Origin of the sequence: Streptomyces sp. UG1, assembly GCF_049974585.1 — a bacterium.
GTDB lineage: Bacteria > Actinomycetota > Actinomycetes > Streptomycetales > Streptomycetaceae > Streptomyces.
Window position 1 is genome coordinate 150,072 of record NZ_JBNGGG010000014.1, and the last position, 15,857, is coordinate 165,928.

The 15,857-nt window shown below is 71.9% G+C and carries 18 protein-coding genes; 8 read left to right on the plus strand and 10 right to left on the minus strand.

Annotated elements, in window-relative coordinates:
• Positions 1 to 170: 170 nt before the first annotated feature.
• Genes ACP4J3_RS17945 through ACP4J3_RS17960 form a run of 4 tightly spaced genes read left to right on the plus strand, consistent with a single transcriptional unit; the run spans position 171 to position 3,747 of the window.
• Complete coding sequence (locus tag ACP4J3_RS17945; protein ID WP_426535468.1) at positions 171 to 1,016, plus strand: transporter substrate-binding domain-containing protein; 846 nt, start codon at positions 171 to 173, stop codon at positions 1,014 to 1,016.
• Positions 1,013 to 1,846 (plus strand): amino acid ABC transporter permease, encoded by an 834-nt coding sequence (locus ACP4J3_RS17950; RefSeq protein ID WP_426535470.1) that lies wholly within the window; start codon positions 1,013 to 1,015, stop codon positions 1,844 to 1,846. Before ACP4J3_RS17945 ends, ACP4J3_RS17950 begins: the two co-directional genes overlap by 4 nt.
• A complete protein-coding gene (locus tag ACP4J3_RS17955; protein WP_426535472.1) occupies positions 1,843 to 2,634 on the plus strand; it encodes an amino acid ABC transporter ATP-binding protein in 792 nt (263 codons plus the stop codon). The genes ACP4J3_RS17950 and ACP4J3_RS17955 overlap by 4 nt, the downstream gene beginning before the upstream one ends.
• 21 nt (positions 2,635 to 2,655) lie before the next feature.
• Positions 2,656 to 3,747: an amidohydrolase family protein gene (locus ACP4J3_RS17960; RefSeq protein ID WP_426535474.1), complete on the plus strand. Its 1,092-nt coding sequence runs from the start codon at positions 2,656 to 2,658 to the stop codon at positions 3,745 to 3,747.
• A 10-nt stretch (positions 3,748 to 3,757) separates the two neighbouring features.
• Here ACP4J3_RS17960 and ACP4J3_RS17965 read toward each other — a convergent pair whose 3' ends face one another.
• Entirely contained in the window at positions 3,758 to 4,249 is a 492-nt protein-coding gene (locus ACP4J3_RS17965) for an SUKH-4 family immunity protein (RefSeq protein WP_426535476.1), read from the minus strand.
• A gap of 274 nt (positions 4,250 to 4,523) precedes the next feature.
• On the opposite strand from ACP4J3_RS17965, the gene ACP4J3_RS17970 reads away from it, so the two are divergent.
• The gene (locus ACP4J3_RS17970; RefSeq protein ID WP_426535478.1) at positions 4,524 to 5,432 is read left to right on the plus strand and encodes an SCO1860 family LAETG-anchored protein; all 909 of its coding nucleotides are present in this window, start codon (positions 4,524 to 4,526) and stop codon (positions 5,430 to 5,432) included.
• Between the two features lie 4 nt (positions 5,433 to 5,436).
• Here ACP4J3_RS17970 and ACP4J3_RS17975 read toward each other — a convergent pair whose 3' ends face one another.
• Positions 5,437 to 5,862 carry an ATP-binding protein gene (locus ACP4J3_RS17975; RefSeq protein WP_426535480.1) on the minus strand — a complete coding sequence of 142 codons (426 nt, stop codon included), beginning with the start codon at positions 5,860 to 5,862 and terminating at the stop codon, positions 5,437 to 5,439.
• Positions 5,863 to 6,010: 148 nt separating this feature from the next.
• On the opposite strand from ACP4J3_RS17975, the gene ACP4J3_RS17980 reads away from it, so the two are divergent.
• Genes ACP4J3_RS17980 through ACP4J3_RS17990 form a run of 3 tightly spaced genes read left to right on the plus strand, consistent with a single transcriptional unit; the run spans position 6,011 to position 7,273 of the window.
• Positions 6,011 to 6,859 (plus strand): helix-turn-helix domain-containing protein, encoded by an 849-nt coding sequence (locus ACP4J3_RS17980; protein ID WP_426535482.1) that lies wholly within the window; start codon positions 6,011 to 6,013, stop codon positions 6,857 to 6,859.
• Positions 6,856 to 7,044 carry a DUF397 domain-containing protein gene (locus tag ACP4J3_RS17985; protein WP_426535484.1) on the plus strand — a complete coding sequence of 63 codons (189 nt, stop codon included), beginning with the start codon at positions 6,856 to 6,858 and terminating at the stop codon, positions 7,042 to 7,044. Before ACP4J3_RS17980 ends, ACP4J3_RS17985 begins: the two co-directional genes overlap by 4 nt.
• A gap of 22 nt (positions 7,045 to 7,066) precedes the next feature.
• Positions 7,067 to 7,273 carry a DUF397 domain-containing protein gene (locus tag ACP4J3_RS17990; protein ID WP_426535486.1) on the plus strand — a complete coding sequence of 69 codons (207 nt, stop codon included), beginning with the start codon at positions 7,067 to 7,069 and terminating at the stop codon, positions 7,271 to 7,273.
• Here ACP4J3_RS17990 and cobC read toward each other — a convergent pair.
• The 8 genes from cobC to ACP4J3_RS18030 form a co-directional block, all read right to left on the minus strand.
• Entirely contained in the window at positions 7,231 to 8,298 is a 1,068-nt protein-coding gene (gene cobC / locus ACP4J3_RS17995; RefSeq protein WP_426535488.1) for an Rv2231c family pyridoxal phosphate-dependent protein CobC, read from the minus strand. The genes ACP4J3_RS17990 and cobC overlap by 43 nt on opposite strands.
• Positions 8,288 to 9,211: a sirohydrochlorin chelatase gene (locus tag ACP4J3_RS18000; protein WP_426535490.1), complete on the minus strand. Its 924-nt coding sequence runs from the start codon at positions 9,209 to 9,211 to the stop codon at positions 8,288 to 8,290. The genes cobC and ACP4J3_RS18000 overlap by 11 nt, the downstream gene beginning before the upstream one ends.
• Positions 9,208 to 9,822 carry a precorrin-8X methylmutase gene (locus tag ACP4J3_RS18005; RefSeq protein WP_426535492.1) on the minus strand — a complete coding sequence of 205 codons (615 nt, stop codon included), beginning with the start codon at positions 9,820 to 9,822 and terminating at the stop codon, positions 9,208 to 9,210. Before ACP4J3_RS18005 ends, ACP4J3_RS18000 begins: the two co-directional genes overlap by 4 nt.
• On the minus strand, positions 9,819 to 11,504 hold the full coding sequence (gene cobJ, locus ACP4J3_RS18010; RefSeq protein ID WP_426535494.1) for a precorrin-3B C(17)-methyltransferase: 1,686 nt from the start codon (positions 11,502 to 11,504) through the stop codon (positions 9,819 to 9,821). The genes ACP4J3_RS18005 and cobJ overlap by 4 nt, the downstream gene beginning before the upstream one ends.
• Complete coding sequence (gene cbiE, locus ACP4J3_RS18015; RefSeq protein ID WP_426535496.1) at positions 11,501 to 12,739, minus strand: precorrin-6y C5,15-methyltransferase (decarboxylating) subunit CbiE; 1,239 nt, start codon at positions 12,737 to 12,739, stop codon at positions 11,501 to 11,503. Before cbiE ends, cobJ begins: the two co-directional genes overlap by 4 nt.
• Complete coding sequence (gene cobM / locus ACP4J3_RS18020) at positions 12,736 to 13,554, minus strand: precorrin-4 C(11)-methyltransferase (protein WP_426535498.1); 819 nt, start codon at positions 13,552 to 13,554, stop codon at positions 12,736 to 12,738. Before cobM ends, cbiE begins: the two co-directional genes overlap by 4 nt.
• A 62-nt stretch (positions 13,555 to 13,616) precedes the next feature.
• Complete coding sequence (gene cobI, locus ACP4J3_RS18025) at positions 13,617 to 14,363, minus strand: precorrin-2 C(20)-methyltransferase (protein ID WP_426535500.1); 747 nt, start codon at positions 14,361 to 14,363, stop codon at positions 13,617 to 13,619.
• Positions 14,348 to 15,850, minus strand: coding sequence for a cobyrinate a,c-diamide synthase (locus tag ACP4J3_RS18030; protein ID WP_426535502.1), 1,503 nt, complete (start codon positions 15,848 to 15,850; stop codon positions 14,348 to 14,350). Before ACP4J3_RS18030 ends, cobI begins: the two co-directional genes overlap by 16 nt.
• Between the last annotated feature and the right edge of the window lie 7 nt (positions 15,851 to 15,857).

Genomic DNA, 15,857 nt, shown 5'->3' on the forward strand with positions numbered 1-15,857 from the left:
ACTCTCTCTTTGCTTGCGGGCTCAACGAAAACGAGGGTAACCGCCGCCCCAACTCTCCATCCGTCTCATGACTTCTTAGGTGTGATGGCCCTGTGACCATCGGTTTGGTTTGAGGAGCCCAAACATCTCCTTATAATCGGAACCCACAGTTCCCTGACAGGAGGCTCCCCGTGAAGACGACCCTCGGGCGCCGGACCCGCGTTCTGGCCGCCATCACCGCGACGGCCGGGCTGGTGCTCGTGGCCGGCTGCTCCTCCGACGGCGACGGCGGCGGTGGTACGAAGACCGCGGCCGGCGGCGTCGAGCTCGTCAAGGCGGGCCAGCTCACCACCTGCACCCACCTGCCCTACCCGCCGTTCCAGTCGGAGATCGACGGCAAGGTGCAGGGCTTCGACGTCTCCCTCATCGACCTGGTCGCGGACGACCTGGGCGTGAAGCAGGCGATCGTCGACCAGCCCTTCGAGAACTTCAAGACCGGTGGGTCCCTCAACGCCGGCCAGTGCGACCTCGCCGCCGCCGGCATGACCATCACCGACGAGCGCAAGAAGAACGTCGACTTCTCGGACCCGTACTTCGAGGCCACCCAGGCCGTCCTGGCCGGCAAGAAGAGCGGCATCTCCTCCTTCGCGGACCTCAAGGGCAAGAAGGTCGGCGCCCAGGCGCAGACGACCGGCGAGGACTACGCCAAGAGCAAGGGCCTGAACCCGGTCTCCTTCGAGTCCTCCGACGCCGTCCTCAACGGCCTGCGCACCGGCCAGGTCCAGGCCGTCGTCATCGACTACCCGGTGGTCCAGGGCTGGCTGAAGACCAAGGCCAACGCCGACGCCTTCCAGGTGGCCGAGCAGGTCAACACCGGCGAGCAGTACGGCGTCACCGTCAAGAAGGGCAACGACAAGCTGCGCGAGGCCATCAACAAGGCGCTCGCGGACGCGAAGGCCGACGGCACGTACAAGAAGCTGTACGAGCAGTGGATCGGCCCGTACGACGAGTCGGCCGCGTCGCCCGCCGCCTCATGACCGACACGGACGTAGCAGTCCAGCCGAAGAAGAAGGGCCTGACCCGGCGCCAGAAGCGCAGCCTGTCGCGCGGCATCCAGTACGTCGTCTTCGTCGCGGCCGTGATCGCCTTCGCGGTCGCGGCCGACTGGGACCGGCTGCAGAACCAGTTCGCGCAGAAGGCCATCGCGGAACAGATGTTCCCCGAGGTCATCACGCTCGCGCTGAAGAACACCGTGCTGTACACCGTGTCCGGCTTCGCCGTCGGGCTGGCGCTCGGCATGCTGATCGCGCTGATGCGGCTGTCGTCCGTCGGGCCCTACCGCTGGCTCGCCGGCGTCTACATCGAGATCTTCCGCGGGCTGCCCGCCCTGCTGATCTTCATCTTCATCGGCGTCGCCGTACCGCTGGCCTTCCCGGGGACAGAGATACCCGGCGGCACCTACGGCAAGGTCGCGCTCGCGCTCGGCCTGGTCGCCGCCGCGTACATGGCCGAGACCATCCGCGCGGGCATCCAGGCGGTGCCCAAGGGACAGATGGAGGCGGCGCGCTCGCTCGGCTTCTCGCCCGCCCGCGCCATGATCTCGATCATCATCCCGCAGGCGTTCCGGATCATCCTCCCGCCGCTGACCAACGAACTCGTCCTCCTCTTCAAGGACTCCTCGCTGGTGCTGTTCCTCGGTGTCACGCTGGAGGAGCGCGAACTGTCCAAGTTCGGCCGTGACCTGGCCAGCCAGACCGCCAACTCCACGCCGATCCTGGTCGCAGGCCTGTGCTACCTGCTGATCACGATCCCGCTCGGCTTCGTCGTACGCCGTATGGAGGCCAAGGCCCAGGAGGCCGTGAAATGACCCGACCGGAGATCGAAGTCCGGGGCCTGCACAAGTCCTTCGGCGACAACCAGGTGCTGCGCGGCATCGACCTGGAGATCGGCCAGGGCGAGGTGGTGTGCGTCATCGGCCCCTCGGGGTCCGGCAAGTCGACGCTCCTTCGCTGCGTGAACCTGCTCGAGGAGCCCACCAAGGGCCAGGTCTTCGTCGGCGGCACCGAGCTCACCGACCCGGACGTCGACATCGACGCCGTACGCCGCCGTATCGGCATGGTCTTCCAGCAGTTCAACCTGTTCCCGCACCTCACGGTGACCGAGAACCTTACCTTGCCGCAGCGCCGGGTCCTGGGGCGGGACAAGGCCGCGGCCGCGAAGGTCGCCGCCGAGAACCTGGAGCGGGTCGGCCTCGCGGAGAAGGCGTCGGCGTACCCCGCCTCCCTCTCCGGCGGCCAGCAGCAGCGCGTCGCCATCGCCCGTGCGCTCGCCATGGGGCCCGCGGTGATGCTCTTCGACGAGCCGACGTCGGCGCTGGACCCCGAACTGGTGGGTGATGTCCTGGCCGTCATGCGCATGCTCGCGAACGAGGGCATGACGATGATGGTCGTCACCCACGAGATGACCTTCGCGCGCGAGGTCGCCGACCGGGTCGTCTTCATGGACGGCGGAGTGATCGTCGAGGACGGCACCCCCGACCAGGTCATCGCAAACCCCCGGCACGAACGCACCCGCCACTTCCTCTCCCGCCTCCTCGACCCGGCGATGGCTGAGGTGGAGGAGGAAACCTCGGACCAGGTGGGCAAGGGCGACTAGCCGGTCATTAAGGTGCGGTACATGAGCGAACGCGCGGTGCTGCACGTGAAGGGCCGGGTCCTCGTCGGTCCGGACGACGTCCGGGACGAGCTGTGGGTCGTCGACGGCCGGATCTCGTACGACCGTCCCGTCGGCGCCCGCGACGTCCGTACCGTCGAGGGGTGGGCCCTGCCCGGTCTCGTCGACGCGCACTGCCATGTGGGCCTCGGCCCGCACGGTCCGGTCGACGACGGCACCGCGGAGAAGCAGGCGCTGACCGACCGCGACGCGGGCGCCCTGCTGATCCGTGACGCCGGATCGCCCTCCGACACCCGCTGGGTCGACGACCGCGAGGACCTGCCGAAGATCATCAGGGCAGGGCGGCACATCGCCCGCACCCGCCGCTACATCCGCGGCTACGCCCACGAGATCGAACCGGAGGACCTCGTCGCCTACGTCGCCCAGGAGGTCCGGCGCGGCGACGGCTGGGTCAAGCTGGTCGGCGACTGGATCGACCGCGACCTCGGGGACCTCGCTCCCAGCTGGCCACGGGACGCGGTCGAGGCGGCCATCGCTCAGGCGCACCGCCTGGGCGCCCGCGTCACCGCGCACTGCTTCGCCGAGAACTCCCTCCAGGACCTGGTCGAGGCGGGCATCGACTGCATCGAACACGCGACGGGCCTGACGGAGGACCTGATCCCGCTCTTCGCCTCGCGCGGCGTGGCGATCGTGCCGACCCTGGTCAACATCGCGACCTTCCCGAAGCTGGCCGACGGCGGTGAGTCCAGGTACCCACGCTGGTCGGCCCATATGCGCCGCCTCCACGAACGCCGCTACGACACGGTCCGCTCCGCCTACGACGCCGGCATCCCGGTCTTCGTCGGCACGGACGCGGGCGGTCACCTGCCCCACGGCCTGGTGGCGGCCGAGGTGGCGGAACTGGTCACCGCCGGCATCCCCGCCGTCGAGGCCCTCGCGGCGACGAGCTGGGCGGCCCGGGCATGGCTGGGGCGCCCGGGCCTGGAGGAGGGCGCCGCGGCCGATCTCGTGGTGTACGAGTCCGACCCGCGCGCGGACGTACGCGTCCTGGCGGCGCCTCGGCGGATCGTGCTGAACGGGCGCGTCGTCGGCTGAGCCGGGACCCTCAGTCCGCCGTGTAATCGCCGACCCCCACGGCGTAGACCACATCGGCCCAGAAGGAGTCCTGGGAGAACGCCGAGTAGTCGATGGCCGCCAGCGCGTCCCTGAGGCGCTGCGCCGCGTCGTCGAGTTCTTCCGGGTCGGTGTCCACGGTGCCGTAGGGAAGTCCGGCGGCGAACTCCTGGAGGCATGCCAGGAATGCTGCCGGTGACGCGTTGACGTGGAGGACTTCGCCATCCATTCCGTGGAGCAGGACGACTCTGCCGCGCTTGACCTCGACGCAGAAGGGCTCGTCAAGGTACCAGCGGTCACGCGCGGCTCCGACGACGACGAGACGTATCTCGAAACCGTGGTTCTCAGCGGTGACGAGAGCCGGATCGTCGGGGGCGAAGAGCATGTGTTCGCGAGGCAGCCCGACCTCCGTCAGGAAGCGACGGACGGCCATATTCCGTATGGGCGAGACGGCGCCCGCCTCGTAGCGATGGAGGGAAGTCACGACGGCCACGATGCCACGACGACCGTGTTGACGGAGCGTTACCGTCTGCCGCACATCATCGGCGCGCACCACCTCGCATGCGACCGGCGCTCGACGCGAGCGCTCGCGCACAAGGGGGAACGGAGGTGACGTTGAGGAACACCCATGCCGCACTATTCGAAAAAGTTCACGGAAACCCCACGTAGGAGTGAAGTCCTGGCGGATTGCTGACTGTTCACTCTCGGTACGCAATTCTTGCCGGGTCCCTAGCAAGTCTCCTCTGGGGGTCCCCACCTTGAACGGCAAGAACTTCCGCCTGCCCGCACGCCGTCTCGCCACCGTCGCGACGGCCACCGCCCTGACCGCCGGTCCCGCGGTCCTGGCCGCCGCGGGCACCGCACACGCGACCGGTGACGAGGGCCGCGCGAGCGCCGCCGTGCTGCGCACCGGGCTCGACGTCTCCCTGCTCAACAAGACCGTGAACGTCCCGCTCGCGGTCTCCCTCAACGAAGTGCAGGCGCCGCAGAGCGCCGAGAAGGCCACGCTGACGGCCCGGTTGAACGGTGTCGACGGCGGCCGGCCCTTCAGCGTGCTGAACGCCGAGGTCGCATCGTCGAAGGCCACGGCCGAGGACGGCAAGGCCGAGGGGTACACCAACCTCGCCCACGCCAAGGTCCACGTCCCCGGCCTGCCGCTGCTCTCGCTCATCGAGGTCGGCCAGGTCACCTCCAAGGCCACCTGCGAGGCCGGCAGGACGCCGACCGCGTCCTCCAACCTGCTTGGCGACGTCACCGTGCTGGGCAAGAAGGTCACACTGACCGCCGGCGGCACCACGAACGTCGAGGTGCCGGGCGTGGGCGACGTGCGGCTGGACTACTCCAAGACGGAGCAGACCTCGCGTACGGCCGCTGCCACCGCCCTCGAACTCAAGGTCTCCGTCAACCCGCTGAAGCTGAACGTCGCCGAGGTCGAGGGCACCCTGACCCTGGCGAAGGCGACCTGCGAGACCCCGGCCGCGCCCGCCCAGCAGGCCGACCCGAGCGCCGACCCGGCGGGTGATGTGCAGCCCCAGGGCAAGGCCGCCGACGACGGCCTCGCCGAGACCGGCGGCAGCTCCATGACGCCGTACATCGCGGGCGGCGCGGTCGCGCTCCTCGTCGCTGGCGGGGGAGCGGTGGCGCTGGCGCGCCGGGGGAAGAGCTGACCGATCAGAGGTCGATCTCGGCCCAGACCGTCTTGCTCGGGCCCGGCTCGGTGTCGACGCCCCAGCGCGTGGCGAGGGCGTCGACCAGGAGGAGGCCACGGCCGGTGTCGGCTTCGGCGGCGGGCGCCGAGACACGCGGGAGGCGCTCGCCGCGGGCGTCGGCCACCTCGACGCGGACCGTGTCCGGCCCGTAGCTCAGACGCAGGGCGATGTCACGGCCGGGCACGCGCGCGTGCAGTACGGCGTTGACGGCCAGCTCGGTGACGATCAGCGCGGCGGCGTCGGAGACATCGGAGCCGTACGGGAATCCCCATGCGTCGAGTTGCTGCGTCGTGAACCGCCGGGCGAGTCGCGCGCCACGGCGGGTGGCGCTGAGGCGCTGGCTGAACACACGTACGGTGACGGGGGATTGGGTGCGTGGTGCGGTCATGCGGCCAGCGTTCCGTCAGAACGCGCGGCGCAGCCAGGCACGACGCTGGTACAAGCGCGTTGTACTGGTTCGTTCGATGGACAGGGTGTGTAACGCCCCGTGACCATGGGCGGGTTGGCGTGTGCGATGCGTACGGGAGGTGCCAGGCGTGGTGGACGTCGAGGACGCGGGAGCCGGAGGCGGGGGCAGTGAACCAGAAGTGTCGGACAGCCTCAAGACGTTCGGCGCGGTGCACAAGGCACTGCGGGAGACGGCGGGGCTCACGCAGGAGGAGTACGCCGACGTCGTCGGCTACTCGGTGCATGCCGTGGCCAAGCTGGAGCAGGGCAGGCGGTTCCCGCAGCCGAAGTACATCCAGCGGGCGGGTGAGGTGCTGGAGGCGCCGAGGGTGCTGCGGGCGGCGGCACGGAATCTGACGCGGAAGCAAGGGCTGGCGTCGTGGTTCCAGCAGTGGGCGGGGATCGAGGAGGAGGCGATCTCGCTCTACGCTTACGAATGCCGGGCGATTCCGGGGTTGTTGCAGCCGGAGCCGTATGTGCGGGCGGTTTTCCGCAGCAGCCTGCCGCCGCTGACCGACGACCAGTTGGAGCGACAGGTAGAGGCGCGGCTGGAGCGACAGCGGTTGCTGACGGGAAAGCAGAACGTGGCGTTCAGCTTCATCATCGAGCAGGCCGTCGTCGAGCGGCGAACGGGCGGAGACGACGTCACGCGCATCTTGATCGACCACCTGCTTCAGTGCAGCGAGCTTCGCAACGTTCAGCTCCAGATCATGCCCTTGCGACAGCCGGATCACGCAGGTCTCGACGGCCCCATGTATCTCGCCGAAACTCCTGACCATCAGTGGTTCGGCTACTTCGAGGGCCAGCAGGGAAGCGCCCTGATCAGCGACCCGAAAGACACCAGCGCCCTTCTCCAGCGCTATGGCAAGATGCGCTCGCAGGCTCTCAGCGATGAGGCGACCGTGAGCCTGCTGAAGCAGATGCGAGGAGCGCTATGAGCACCACCGAGTTGGCGTGGTTCAAGAGCAGCTATAGCGGCACACAGGGAGACAACTGTGTCGAAGTCGCCGTGGACCAGGCCATCCACGTGCGCGACTCGAAGCAGCCCGAAGAGGGATGGCTAGCCCTGTCCCGCACCACTTGGTCGGCGTTCGTCGCGTATGCAGGCGGCACCCAAGGCTGACGCCGCGTTCGGAGGAGCGCCCATGAGCACAACCGAACCGGCATGGTTCAAGAGCAGCTACAGCGGCAGTTCCGGAGACAACTGCATCGAAGTCGCCGTGGACCAAGCCATCCACGTGCGCGACTCGAAGCAGCCGGCCGGAGGACAGCTCGCCCTGTCCCCCACCACCTGGTCGGCGTTCGTCACCTACGCGTCCGATGCCCGTGTCATCGCCCGGCCCAGCGCCTGAAGGAAGGAGCCGGCCGTAGCCCGGTCCCGTACCGCCAGCCGCAGCCATTCCTCGCCAAGGCCGGGGAAGGTGTCCCCGCGCCGCACGGCGAACCCCAGGCCGCGCAGGTGCCGTCGGACCGCGGTGGCCCTCGGCAGCCGTACGAGGACGAAGGGGCCCTCGGCGGGTTCCACGACCCGGAGCCCGTCCGAGGCGAACTCGGTGAGTCCCGTGACCAGATGGGCGCGGTCGGCGGCGATGCGGTGGGCCGCGTGGGCCGCCTCGGCCAGGGCCCGGGGGGACACGCAGGCCTCGGCGGCGGTGAGCGCGGGGGTGGAGACCGGCCACAGGGGCTGGGCGCGCTCCAGGTCGGCGACGGTCTCCGGGGCGGCGAGGACGTAGCCGATCCGCAGGCCGGCCAGGCCCCAGGTCTTGGTCAGGCTGCGCAGCACCACCAGGCCGGGCACGTCCGTGCGGCCCGCCAGCGCCTCCCGCTCACCCGGCACCGCGTCCATGAACGCCTCGTCCACCACCAACGTCCGCCCGGGGCGGGCGAGTTCCGTGATGGAGGCGGCCGGGTGCAGCACCGAGGTCGGGTTCGTCGGGTTGCCGATCACCACCAGGTCGGCGTCCTCGGGGACGGCCGCCGGGTCGAGGCGGAAGCCGTCCGCCTCGCGCAGCAGTACGCGGTCGACCGTGTGGCCCGCGTCCCGCAGTGCCGCCTCCGGCTCCGTGAACTGCGGGTGCACGACCACCGGCCGGTGCACCTTCAGCGCCCGCGCCAGCAGCACGAACGCCTCCGCCGCCCCCGCCGTCAGCAGCACCCGCTCCACCGGGAGGCCATGGCGGGCCGCCACCGCCGCCCGCGCGGGCCGCCCGTCCGGGTAGGCCGCCAGGGAACCCAGCGACCCGGCGACGCGCTCGCGCAGCCACGCGGGCGGGGTGTCCGCGCGGACGTTCACGGCGAGGTCGACGAGCGCCGAGCCGTCGTCACGGACCTCGGCGTCGCCGTGGTGGCGCAGGTCGTGCCCGCCCTCAGTGCGCATGCGCGTGTCCGCCGTGCTGATGATGGTGGTGGTGGCCGTCGTCGTCCGGGTGGAAGTGCGGCTGCTGCGGCAGGCCCACCTTGTCCTCGAAGCCGGGCAGCGCGATGCGGTACACGCACGAGTCGCAGTTCATCCGCAGGTCGCCCTCTACGGCCTCCTTGTACCGCTCCATCACCAGGTCCAGCAGCTCCGGCTCCGGACCGATCACGTCCGCCGAACGCACCTCGACCTCCGGGTGCGCGTCCGCCCAGCCCTCCGTCTGCAGCCGCACCCGGTCCGGCAGGATGCCGGTGAACAGGAAGTACGGCAGCACGACGATCCGCTTCGCCCCCAGCCGCACACAGCGGTCCAGGCCGCTCGGCACGTCCGGCGCCGCCAGCGACACGAACGCCGTCTCCACGCCCGCGTAACCGCGCCCCTCCCACAGCAGCCGCGCCGCCTTGTGCACCTCGGCGTTGGCGTCCGGGTCGGTCGAGCCGCGCCCGACCAGCAGCACGGTCACGTCGGCCCGGTCGCCGGGCGTGCGGCTGCCCTCGGTGCCCAGCGCCGTGTCGAGGCGGCGCTCCAGGACGGACAGCAGCGCCGGGTGCGGGCCCAGCGGGCGGCCGTAGCTGTACGAGATCCCGGGGTGCCGCTCCTTCTCGCGGGCCAGCGCGGCCGGGATGTCGCCCTTGGCGTGCCCGGCCGACACCAGCATCAGCGGTACGGCGGCGAACCGGCGTACGCCTCGCTCCACCAGCTCCGTCACCGCTTCGCCCAGCGGCGGCGGGGACAGCTCGATGAAGCCGCCCGCGACGGGCAGCTCGGGGTGGCGGCGCCCCAGCTCCCGTACGAAGTCGCGGAACGCCTCGGCTCCGGCATCGTCCCGGGTGCCATGACCGGCGATGAGCAGGGCGGGCGGCGGGGTGGTCACAGGTTCTCCTCGGGACGGGAATCGGGACGGGAATCGGGATGGGAAGCGGGGTGGTACAGCAGGGCGTTGAGCGCGGCCGAGGCGACCGCCGAACCGCCCTTCTCGGACACGTTGCTCACGGCGGGCAGCCCGCTCTCGCGCAACGCCGCCTTGGACTCGACCGCGCCGACGAAGCCGACGGGCAGGCCGATGACGAGGGCGGGGGCGGCGTCCAGGGTGAGCAGTTCCTCCAGGGCGGTCGGCGCGTTGCCGATCACCCACAGGGCGCCCGGGCCGACCTGCTCGTGAGCGAGCCGGATGGCGTGCGCCGAGCGGGTCAGCCCGGGGCCGGCCACGGCGTCCCGCAGCCGGCAGACGGTCTCGCGGCGCGTGATGCCCGCCGCCACCATCTCCACGTCCACGACCACGGGCGCGCCGGAGTGCAGCGCGGCATGCGCCTTTTCGAGGGAATCCTCGTCCATGACGAGATCGGTCGCGTAGTCGAGGTCGGCGGCCGAGTGGATGACCCGCTCCACCACCGCCCGGGTCAGCGGCGGGAAGTGCGAGGTGTCGAGGCGGGCGCGCAGCCGCCGGTAGGACTCCTCCTCGATGGGGTGGACGACGCGCCTCACCTCTGCCCCTCCTGCCAGCGGTAGCCGCGCGGCGTCACCATGCGCCCCGCGATGTCCCGGGTCGCGGTGTTGCCCACGGTCACGACCGTCATCATGTCGACCGACGCCGGGTCCAGGGCGCCCAGCGTCGTGAGCGAGCTGGACTCGTCCGGCCGCGACGCGTTGCGTACGACGCCGACCGGCGTCGTCGGCGTGCGGTGCCCGGCGAGGATCGCGAGCGCCTTGGGAAGCTGCCAGTCGCGGCCGCGTGAACGAGGGTTGTAGAAGGTGACCACGATGTCCGCCTCGGCCGCCGCGCGCACCCGGCGCTCGATGACCTCCCAGGGGGTGTGGAGGTCGGAGAGGCTGATGGACACGTGGTCGTGGCCGAGCGGGGCGCCGAGGATCGCGGCGGCCGCGAGGGCGGCGGTCACGCCCGGCACGCCGATCACGTCGATGTCGTCGGACGCCTCGGCGAGCGCCGGGGAGGCCATGGCGTACACGCCCGCGTCCCCGCTGCCGATCAGCGCGACGGCCCGCCCCTTGCGGGCCTCCTCGACCGCCGTGCGCGCCCGCTCCTCCTCGGCGCCGAGCCCGGACTGAAGGATCCGGGTGCCGGGCCGCAGCAGATCGCGGATCTGGTCGACGTACTGGTCGAGCCCGACGAGCACCGAGGCCCGCCGCAGCTCCGCCTTCGCGCGCGGCGTCAGCAGGTCACGGGCGCCGGGCCCGAGCCCGACGACCGCGAGCCGCCCGCGCCCGGGCCGCCGTACGACGGCACAGGTCGCCATGGCGGGGCTCGCCGTGGACTTGCGCTTGGGGACGAGGAGTTCACCGCCGCGCGCCAGGGCGGCGGCCTCGGCGACCGAGGGGGTGCCGACGGCGGCCAGCGGCGCGTCGGAGGGGTTGGGGACCGCCACGGCGGCCAGCTCGTCGGCCGGGTGGGTGACGAGGGGGACGCCCAGGCGGGCCGCCGCCTCGACGATGCCGGGTTCGCCGGCCTTGGCGTCGACGGTGGCGAGTTCGGCGAGGCAGGCGGGGGAGAGCCCGGCGTCGCCGAGCGCGCTCTCGATCAGCCCGAGGATCTCCTCGACGGGGGCGCCCTTGGAGGCGCCGACACCGACGACGAGCGACGGCGGACGCAGCACGACCTCGCGCTCGGCGGGCCGCTCGACCAGCTGATCCGTCAGCCGGATCGTGTACGACCCCGCGCTGCCGACCTGGAGCGGCGGCAGCGGCCAGTCGACCTCCGCCCGCAGCGCCACCGGCTCCCCGTCCAGCAGCGCCCGCGAGACCCCGGCGACATCGCCCTCGACCGGGAGGCCGAGGGTGTCGAGGCCGGGCACGTCCACGGCGTCGGTCGCCGTCGTCACCACGGGCTCGGCGCCCAGCAACTCGCCGACCTCCCGGGCCAGTTCATTGGCGCCGCCGCCGTGCCCGCCGACCAGCGACACGGCGAACCGCCCGCCCTCGTCGACACACACCACACCCGGGTCCCTCGCCTTGTCGCCCAGCAGCGGGGCGATCAGCCGGACGACCGCCCCCGTCGCCAGAAAGCACACGAGCTGCTCGCACTCCGCGAACGCCCGCCGCACGGCGTCCCCGACGGGCCCGTCGTAGGCCCGCACCCGGTCCGGCCACGCCACGGCCAGCCGGTCCCGAGCCGCCGCCCCCGCCGAGGTGGCGGAAATGAGGCCGATCACTGGGCAACTCCCTCTCGATCCACGGGGTTTCTGACGCCCCACAACAGGAAAACCGGATTGGTCGCCGCCAGCCGGGTCACTTCCCCCGGCAGCGGCGCCAGCCGGGACGACTGCAACAGCACCCCGTCGCAGTCGAACCCGGCGCCGGTCAGCGCCTCGCGCGTGGCCGGGACCCGGTCCAGCGCCGCCATGGCGACGACGACCGCGCGCCGGGCGCGCCGCGCGCACGCGGTGACGATGGCGGGCAGCTCGCGCCCCCCGCCCCCGACGAACACGGCGTCCGGATCGTCGAGGTCGGACAGCACGGTGGGCGCCGCCCCGTGCACGACCTGGACGTCGACGTCATGCGCGACGGCGTTGGCACGGATCCGCTCCACGCCGTCCCGGGTCTTCTCGACCGCGGTGACGGCGGCACCGAGCCGCGCGCACTCCACGGCCACCGAGCCGGAGCCCGCGCCGACGTCCCAGAGCAGGTCGCCCAGGCGGGGCCCGAGGCGGGCCAGCGCCAGCGCCCGTACCTCGAACTTGGTGATCATCGAGTCGCGGTGCGCGAACTCGCCCTCGTCCAGCGCCCACGCGGTGGGCCCGACGCCCGCCCCGGCGACCGTACGCACACCGCCCGACGCCCGTGCCGGGTCCAGGCACAGCACGACGCTGACCGACGCGCCCCAGTCCCGGGCGGCGGCCTCCGCGGGCGTCACCCGCTCCACGCGCTCGCCGGCGGAGCCCAGCGCGGAGGCGACCACGAGCACCCGTGACTCGGCCCTGCGGACCAGCGCGGCCCCCAGCTCGGCGGGCCCGGCACCCGGACCGGTCAGCACGGCCACCTTCGGACGCGCCCGGCACACGTTCACAGCCGTCCGCAGATCCCGCCCGTGCGCGCTGACGACGACCGCGTCGTCCCAGGTCAACCCGATCCGCGCGAACGCGGCGGCGACGGAGGACACCCCCGGCCGCACATCCAGCCGCTCCGCCCCGAACCGCTCGGCCAACACCCGCACGATCCCGAAGAACCCCGGGTCACCGGAGGCCAGCACGACCACGCGCCGATCCTTCTCCACGTACTCCGCTATGACATCGAGGGCGGGAGCCAGCGCCCCCAGCACAACCCGCTCCACCCCATCAGTCGGCCGTACGGCATCCAGATGCCGCCGCCCGCCGACGACCAGTTCGGCCCCGCCGAGCACGTCCTCGTCGAGCGGCGCCCCCGTCCCCGTACCGACGACGGTGATCACGTACTGGCCCCCTTCTCGCGCAGCGCCCGGCGGGCCTCCGGGTCGGCCTTGCGGTACCCGTGGAAGTGGCCGGGGTGGTAGAGGTGCGAGCGCGTGCCGTGCGCGTCGAGGGCGGGGCCGACCAGGAACAGGGTGTGCTTCCAGAGCTTGTGCTCCTTGACGGTCTCCTCCAGGGTGCCGACCGTGCACCGCACGATCAGCTCCTCCGGCCAGGTCGCCTGATAGGCGACGACGACCGGCGTGGAGGTCGGATAGCCGCCCTCCAGCAGCTCCCGCACCAACTGTCCGCTGCGGGCAGCCGACAGGAAGACCGCCATCGTGGTGCCGTGCTTGGCGAACTCCCTGACCTCCTCCCCGGGCGGCATCGGGGTCTTGCCGCCCCCGAGCCGGGTGAGCACGACGGACTGCGCGACCTCGGGGATGGTCAGCTCCCGCCGGGCGAGCGCGGCGACGGCGGAGAAGGCGGAGACCCCGGGCACGACCTCGGTGGCGACACCGAGCGCGGCACACCGGTCCAGCTGCTCCTGGGTGCCGCCCCACAGGGCCGGGTCGCCGGAGTGAATGCGGGCGACGCTCAGGCCCTCCGCCCGGGCCCGCTCGTACACGGCGACGACGTCCTCGAGCGACATGGTGGCCGAGTCGAGGATCTCGGCGTCCTCGCGGGCGTGCTGGAGGACCTCCGCCTGGACCAGGCTGGCCGCCCAGATCACGATGTCGGCCTCGGCGATGGCACGCGCGGCACGGAACGTCAGCAGATCGGCGGCGCCGGGGCCGGCACCGACGAAGGTCACTTTGCCGGTGGGGGCATCGGCCATGGGGGATCGGTCCTCTCCTACAGGGGTCAGCGGGGTGGATGTCCGGGCGTGCCGGGCGGGCGTCAGAGCTTGCCGCCGCGTCCGCCGTCACGCCGGGCGGGTGCGATGAGCGTCGACAGGTAGGGGAGAGGGGCGTCGTCGAGCTCGGCGGCCGGCCGAATCGACTCCTCCGCCAGCCCCAGCGCCGACCCCCACACCGCGTCGTCGATCCGCCCGGTCTGCCGCAGTGCCTCGGCGACCTCGGCCGCCTGCCGCCCGAACTTGTAGGCGACGACGGTCCCGGGCCCGGCGAGCGCCTCCTTCAGCACCGTCGCCCCCGCCGTGACGGGCACGAGCGTCAGCGGCTCGGTGCCCTCGGTGAGCACCGCACCCGACCGTGCGGCGAGGTCCTGCATGGCGGTGATACCGGGCACGGTCTCGACGGCGGTGCCGGGGGCCAGCTCGCCGATGGTCTGGGCGAGGTAGGTGAAGGTGGAGTACACGTTGGGGTCGCCGATGGTGGCGAAGGCGACGACGCGATGCTCGGCGAGCAGCCGGGCGACACGCTCACCGGCCGCGTCCCAGGCGGCCTCGCGCCGCGCCCGGTCGGTCCGCTCGTTGAGCGCGAACACCACGCGCACGACCTTCTCCTCGGGCACGTAGTGCAGCACGGTCGCCTCGGCCCGCCCCCGCTCCCCCGTGTCCATGACTGGCACGACGACGACATCGGCGGCACGCAGCGCATTGACCCCCTTGACGGTCACCAGCTCCGGATCCCCGGGACCGACCCCCACCCCGACCAACCTGCTGCTGCTCATGACGTCCGGCACCTCTCCACGAACCGACGGGCGACACCGGGCTGCGCGGCCCAGTGCGTGTGCAGATAACTCGCGTGCACGCCCTGCTGTACGAAACCTTCGACACGCCGCCGCGGGCTGCGCATCCCCCAGGCCGGGGCGGCACCCGAGCCGGGCTCGACGACCGTCCGGTGAAACTCGTGCCCCCGCATCCGCGTCCCGGCGACGGCGAGGGAACTGTCGCTGACGGCGACCGCGTCCCGATACCCGAGGGTGAGCCGCTCACTCATCCGCGCATGCGCGTCCAGCACCCCGCACATGGGCTGCCCGTCCAGCTCACGGCACAGATAGAGCAGCCCCGCACACTCGGCGGCGACGGGAGCACCGGCCGCCACGAGATCGGCGACGGCCTTGCGCAGTGCCTCGTTGGCGGACAACTCAGCGACGTACACCTCGGGAAACCCGCCGCCGATGACCAAGCCGCGTGTGCCGTCGGGAAGTTGCTCGTCCCGCAGCGGATCGAAGGGGACGACTTCGGCACCGGCGGCGGTGAGAAGTTCAGCGTGCTCGGCGTAGGAGAACGTGAACGCAGATCCACCGGCAACCGCGATCACCGCCTCGTCCGGAGCCCCGAAGGAGGCCGCACTTCTCGACGCCGGTCCGGCAATCTCAGCCCGTCCGGCGTTTGAGGACGAGGCCCGTTCAGGGCCGAAGCGGGGGTCTGGGGGCGCAGCCCCCAGGGTCGGGACGGGAAGGGGCGGCGGGGGCGAGGAAGCCAAGGCCTCAGCCGCATCCCACGCCGCACACGACAACGCACCCGCCCCCCGAGCCAGCCCCAGCAACCCCTCCAGATCACACCCTCGCTCAACCTGCGCCGCCATCGCCGCCACAGCCTCCACCGCATCGGCATGCCGTTCCGCGACCGGCACCAACCCCAGATGCCGCGAAGGCGTATCCACCTGAGCCACCCGCCGCAGCACCCCCAGCACAGGCACCCCGACCGAGTCCAACGCCTCCCGCAGCAGCTCCTCATGCCGATCCGACGCGACCTTGTTGAGGATCACGCCCCCGACCCGCACCTGAGGATCCCAGGACGCAAACCCATGCACGAGCGCCGCAACGGACCGCGACTGCGACGAGGCGTCCACCACCAGCACCACCGGCGCCCGCAGCAACTTCGCCACCTGCGCGGTGGACGCCAGCTCACCTTCCCCCGCCGCCCCGTCGTACAGCCCCATCACGCCCTCGACAACGGCGATGTCACACCCGCGCGCCCCATGCAGGAACAACGGCCCGATCAACTCCGGCCCGCAGAGATACGCGTCGAGATTCCGCCCCACCCGCCCGCTCGCGAGCGCGTGATACCCGGGATCGATGTAGTCCGGCCCGACCTTGTGCGCAGACACGGCGAGCCCCCGCGCGGCGAACGCGGCCATCAACCCCGTGGCGACGGTGGTCTTCCCACTGCCGGAGGCCGGCGCGGCGATGACCAGCCGAGGGACGGAGGACCGAGGGATCATCCCGACA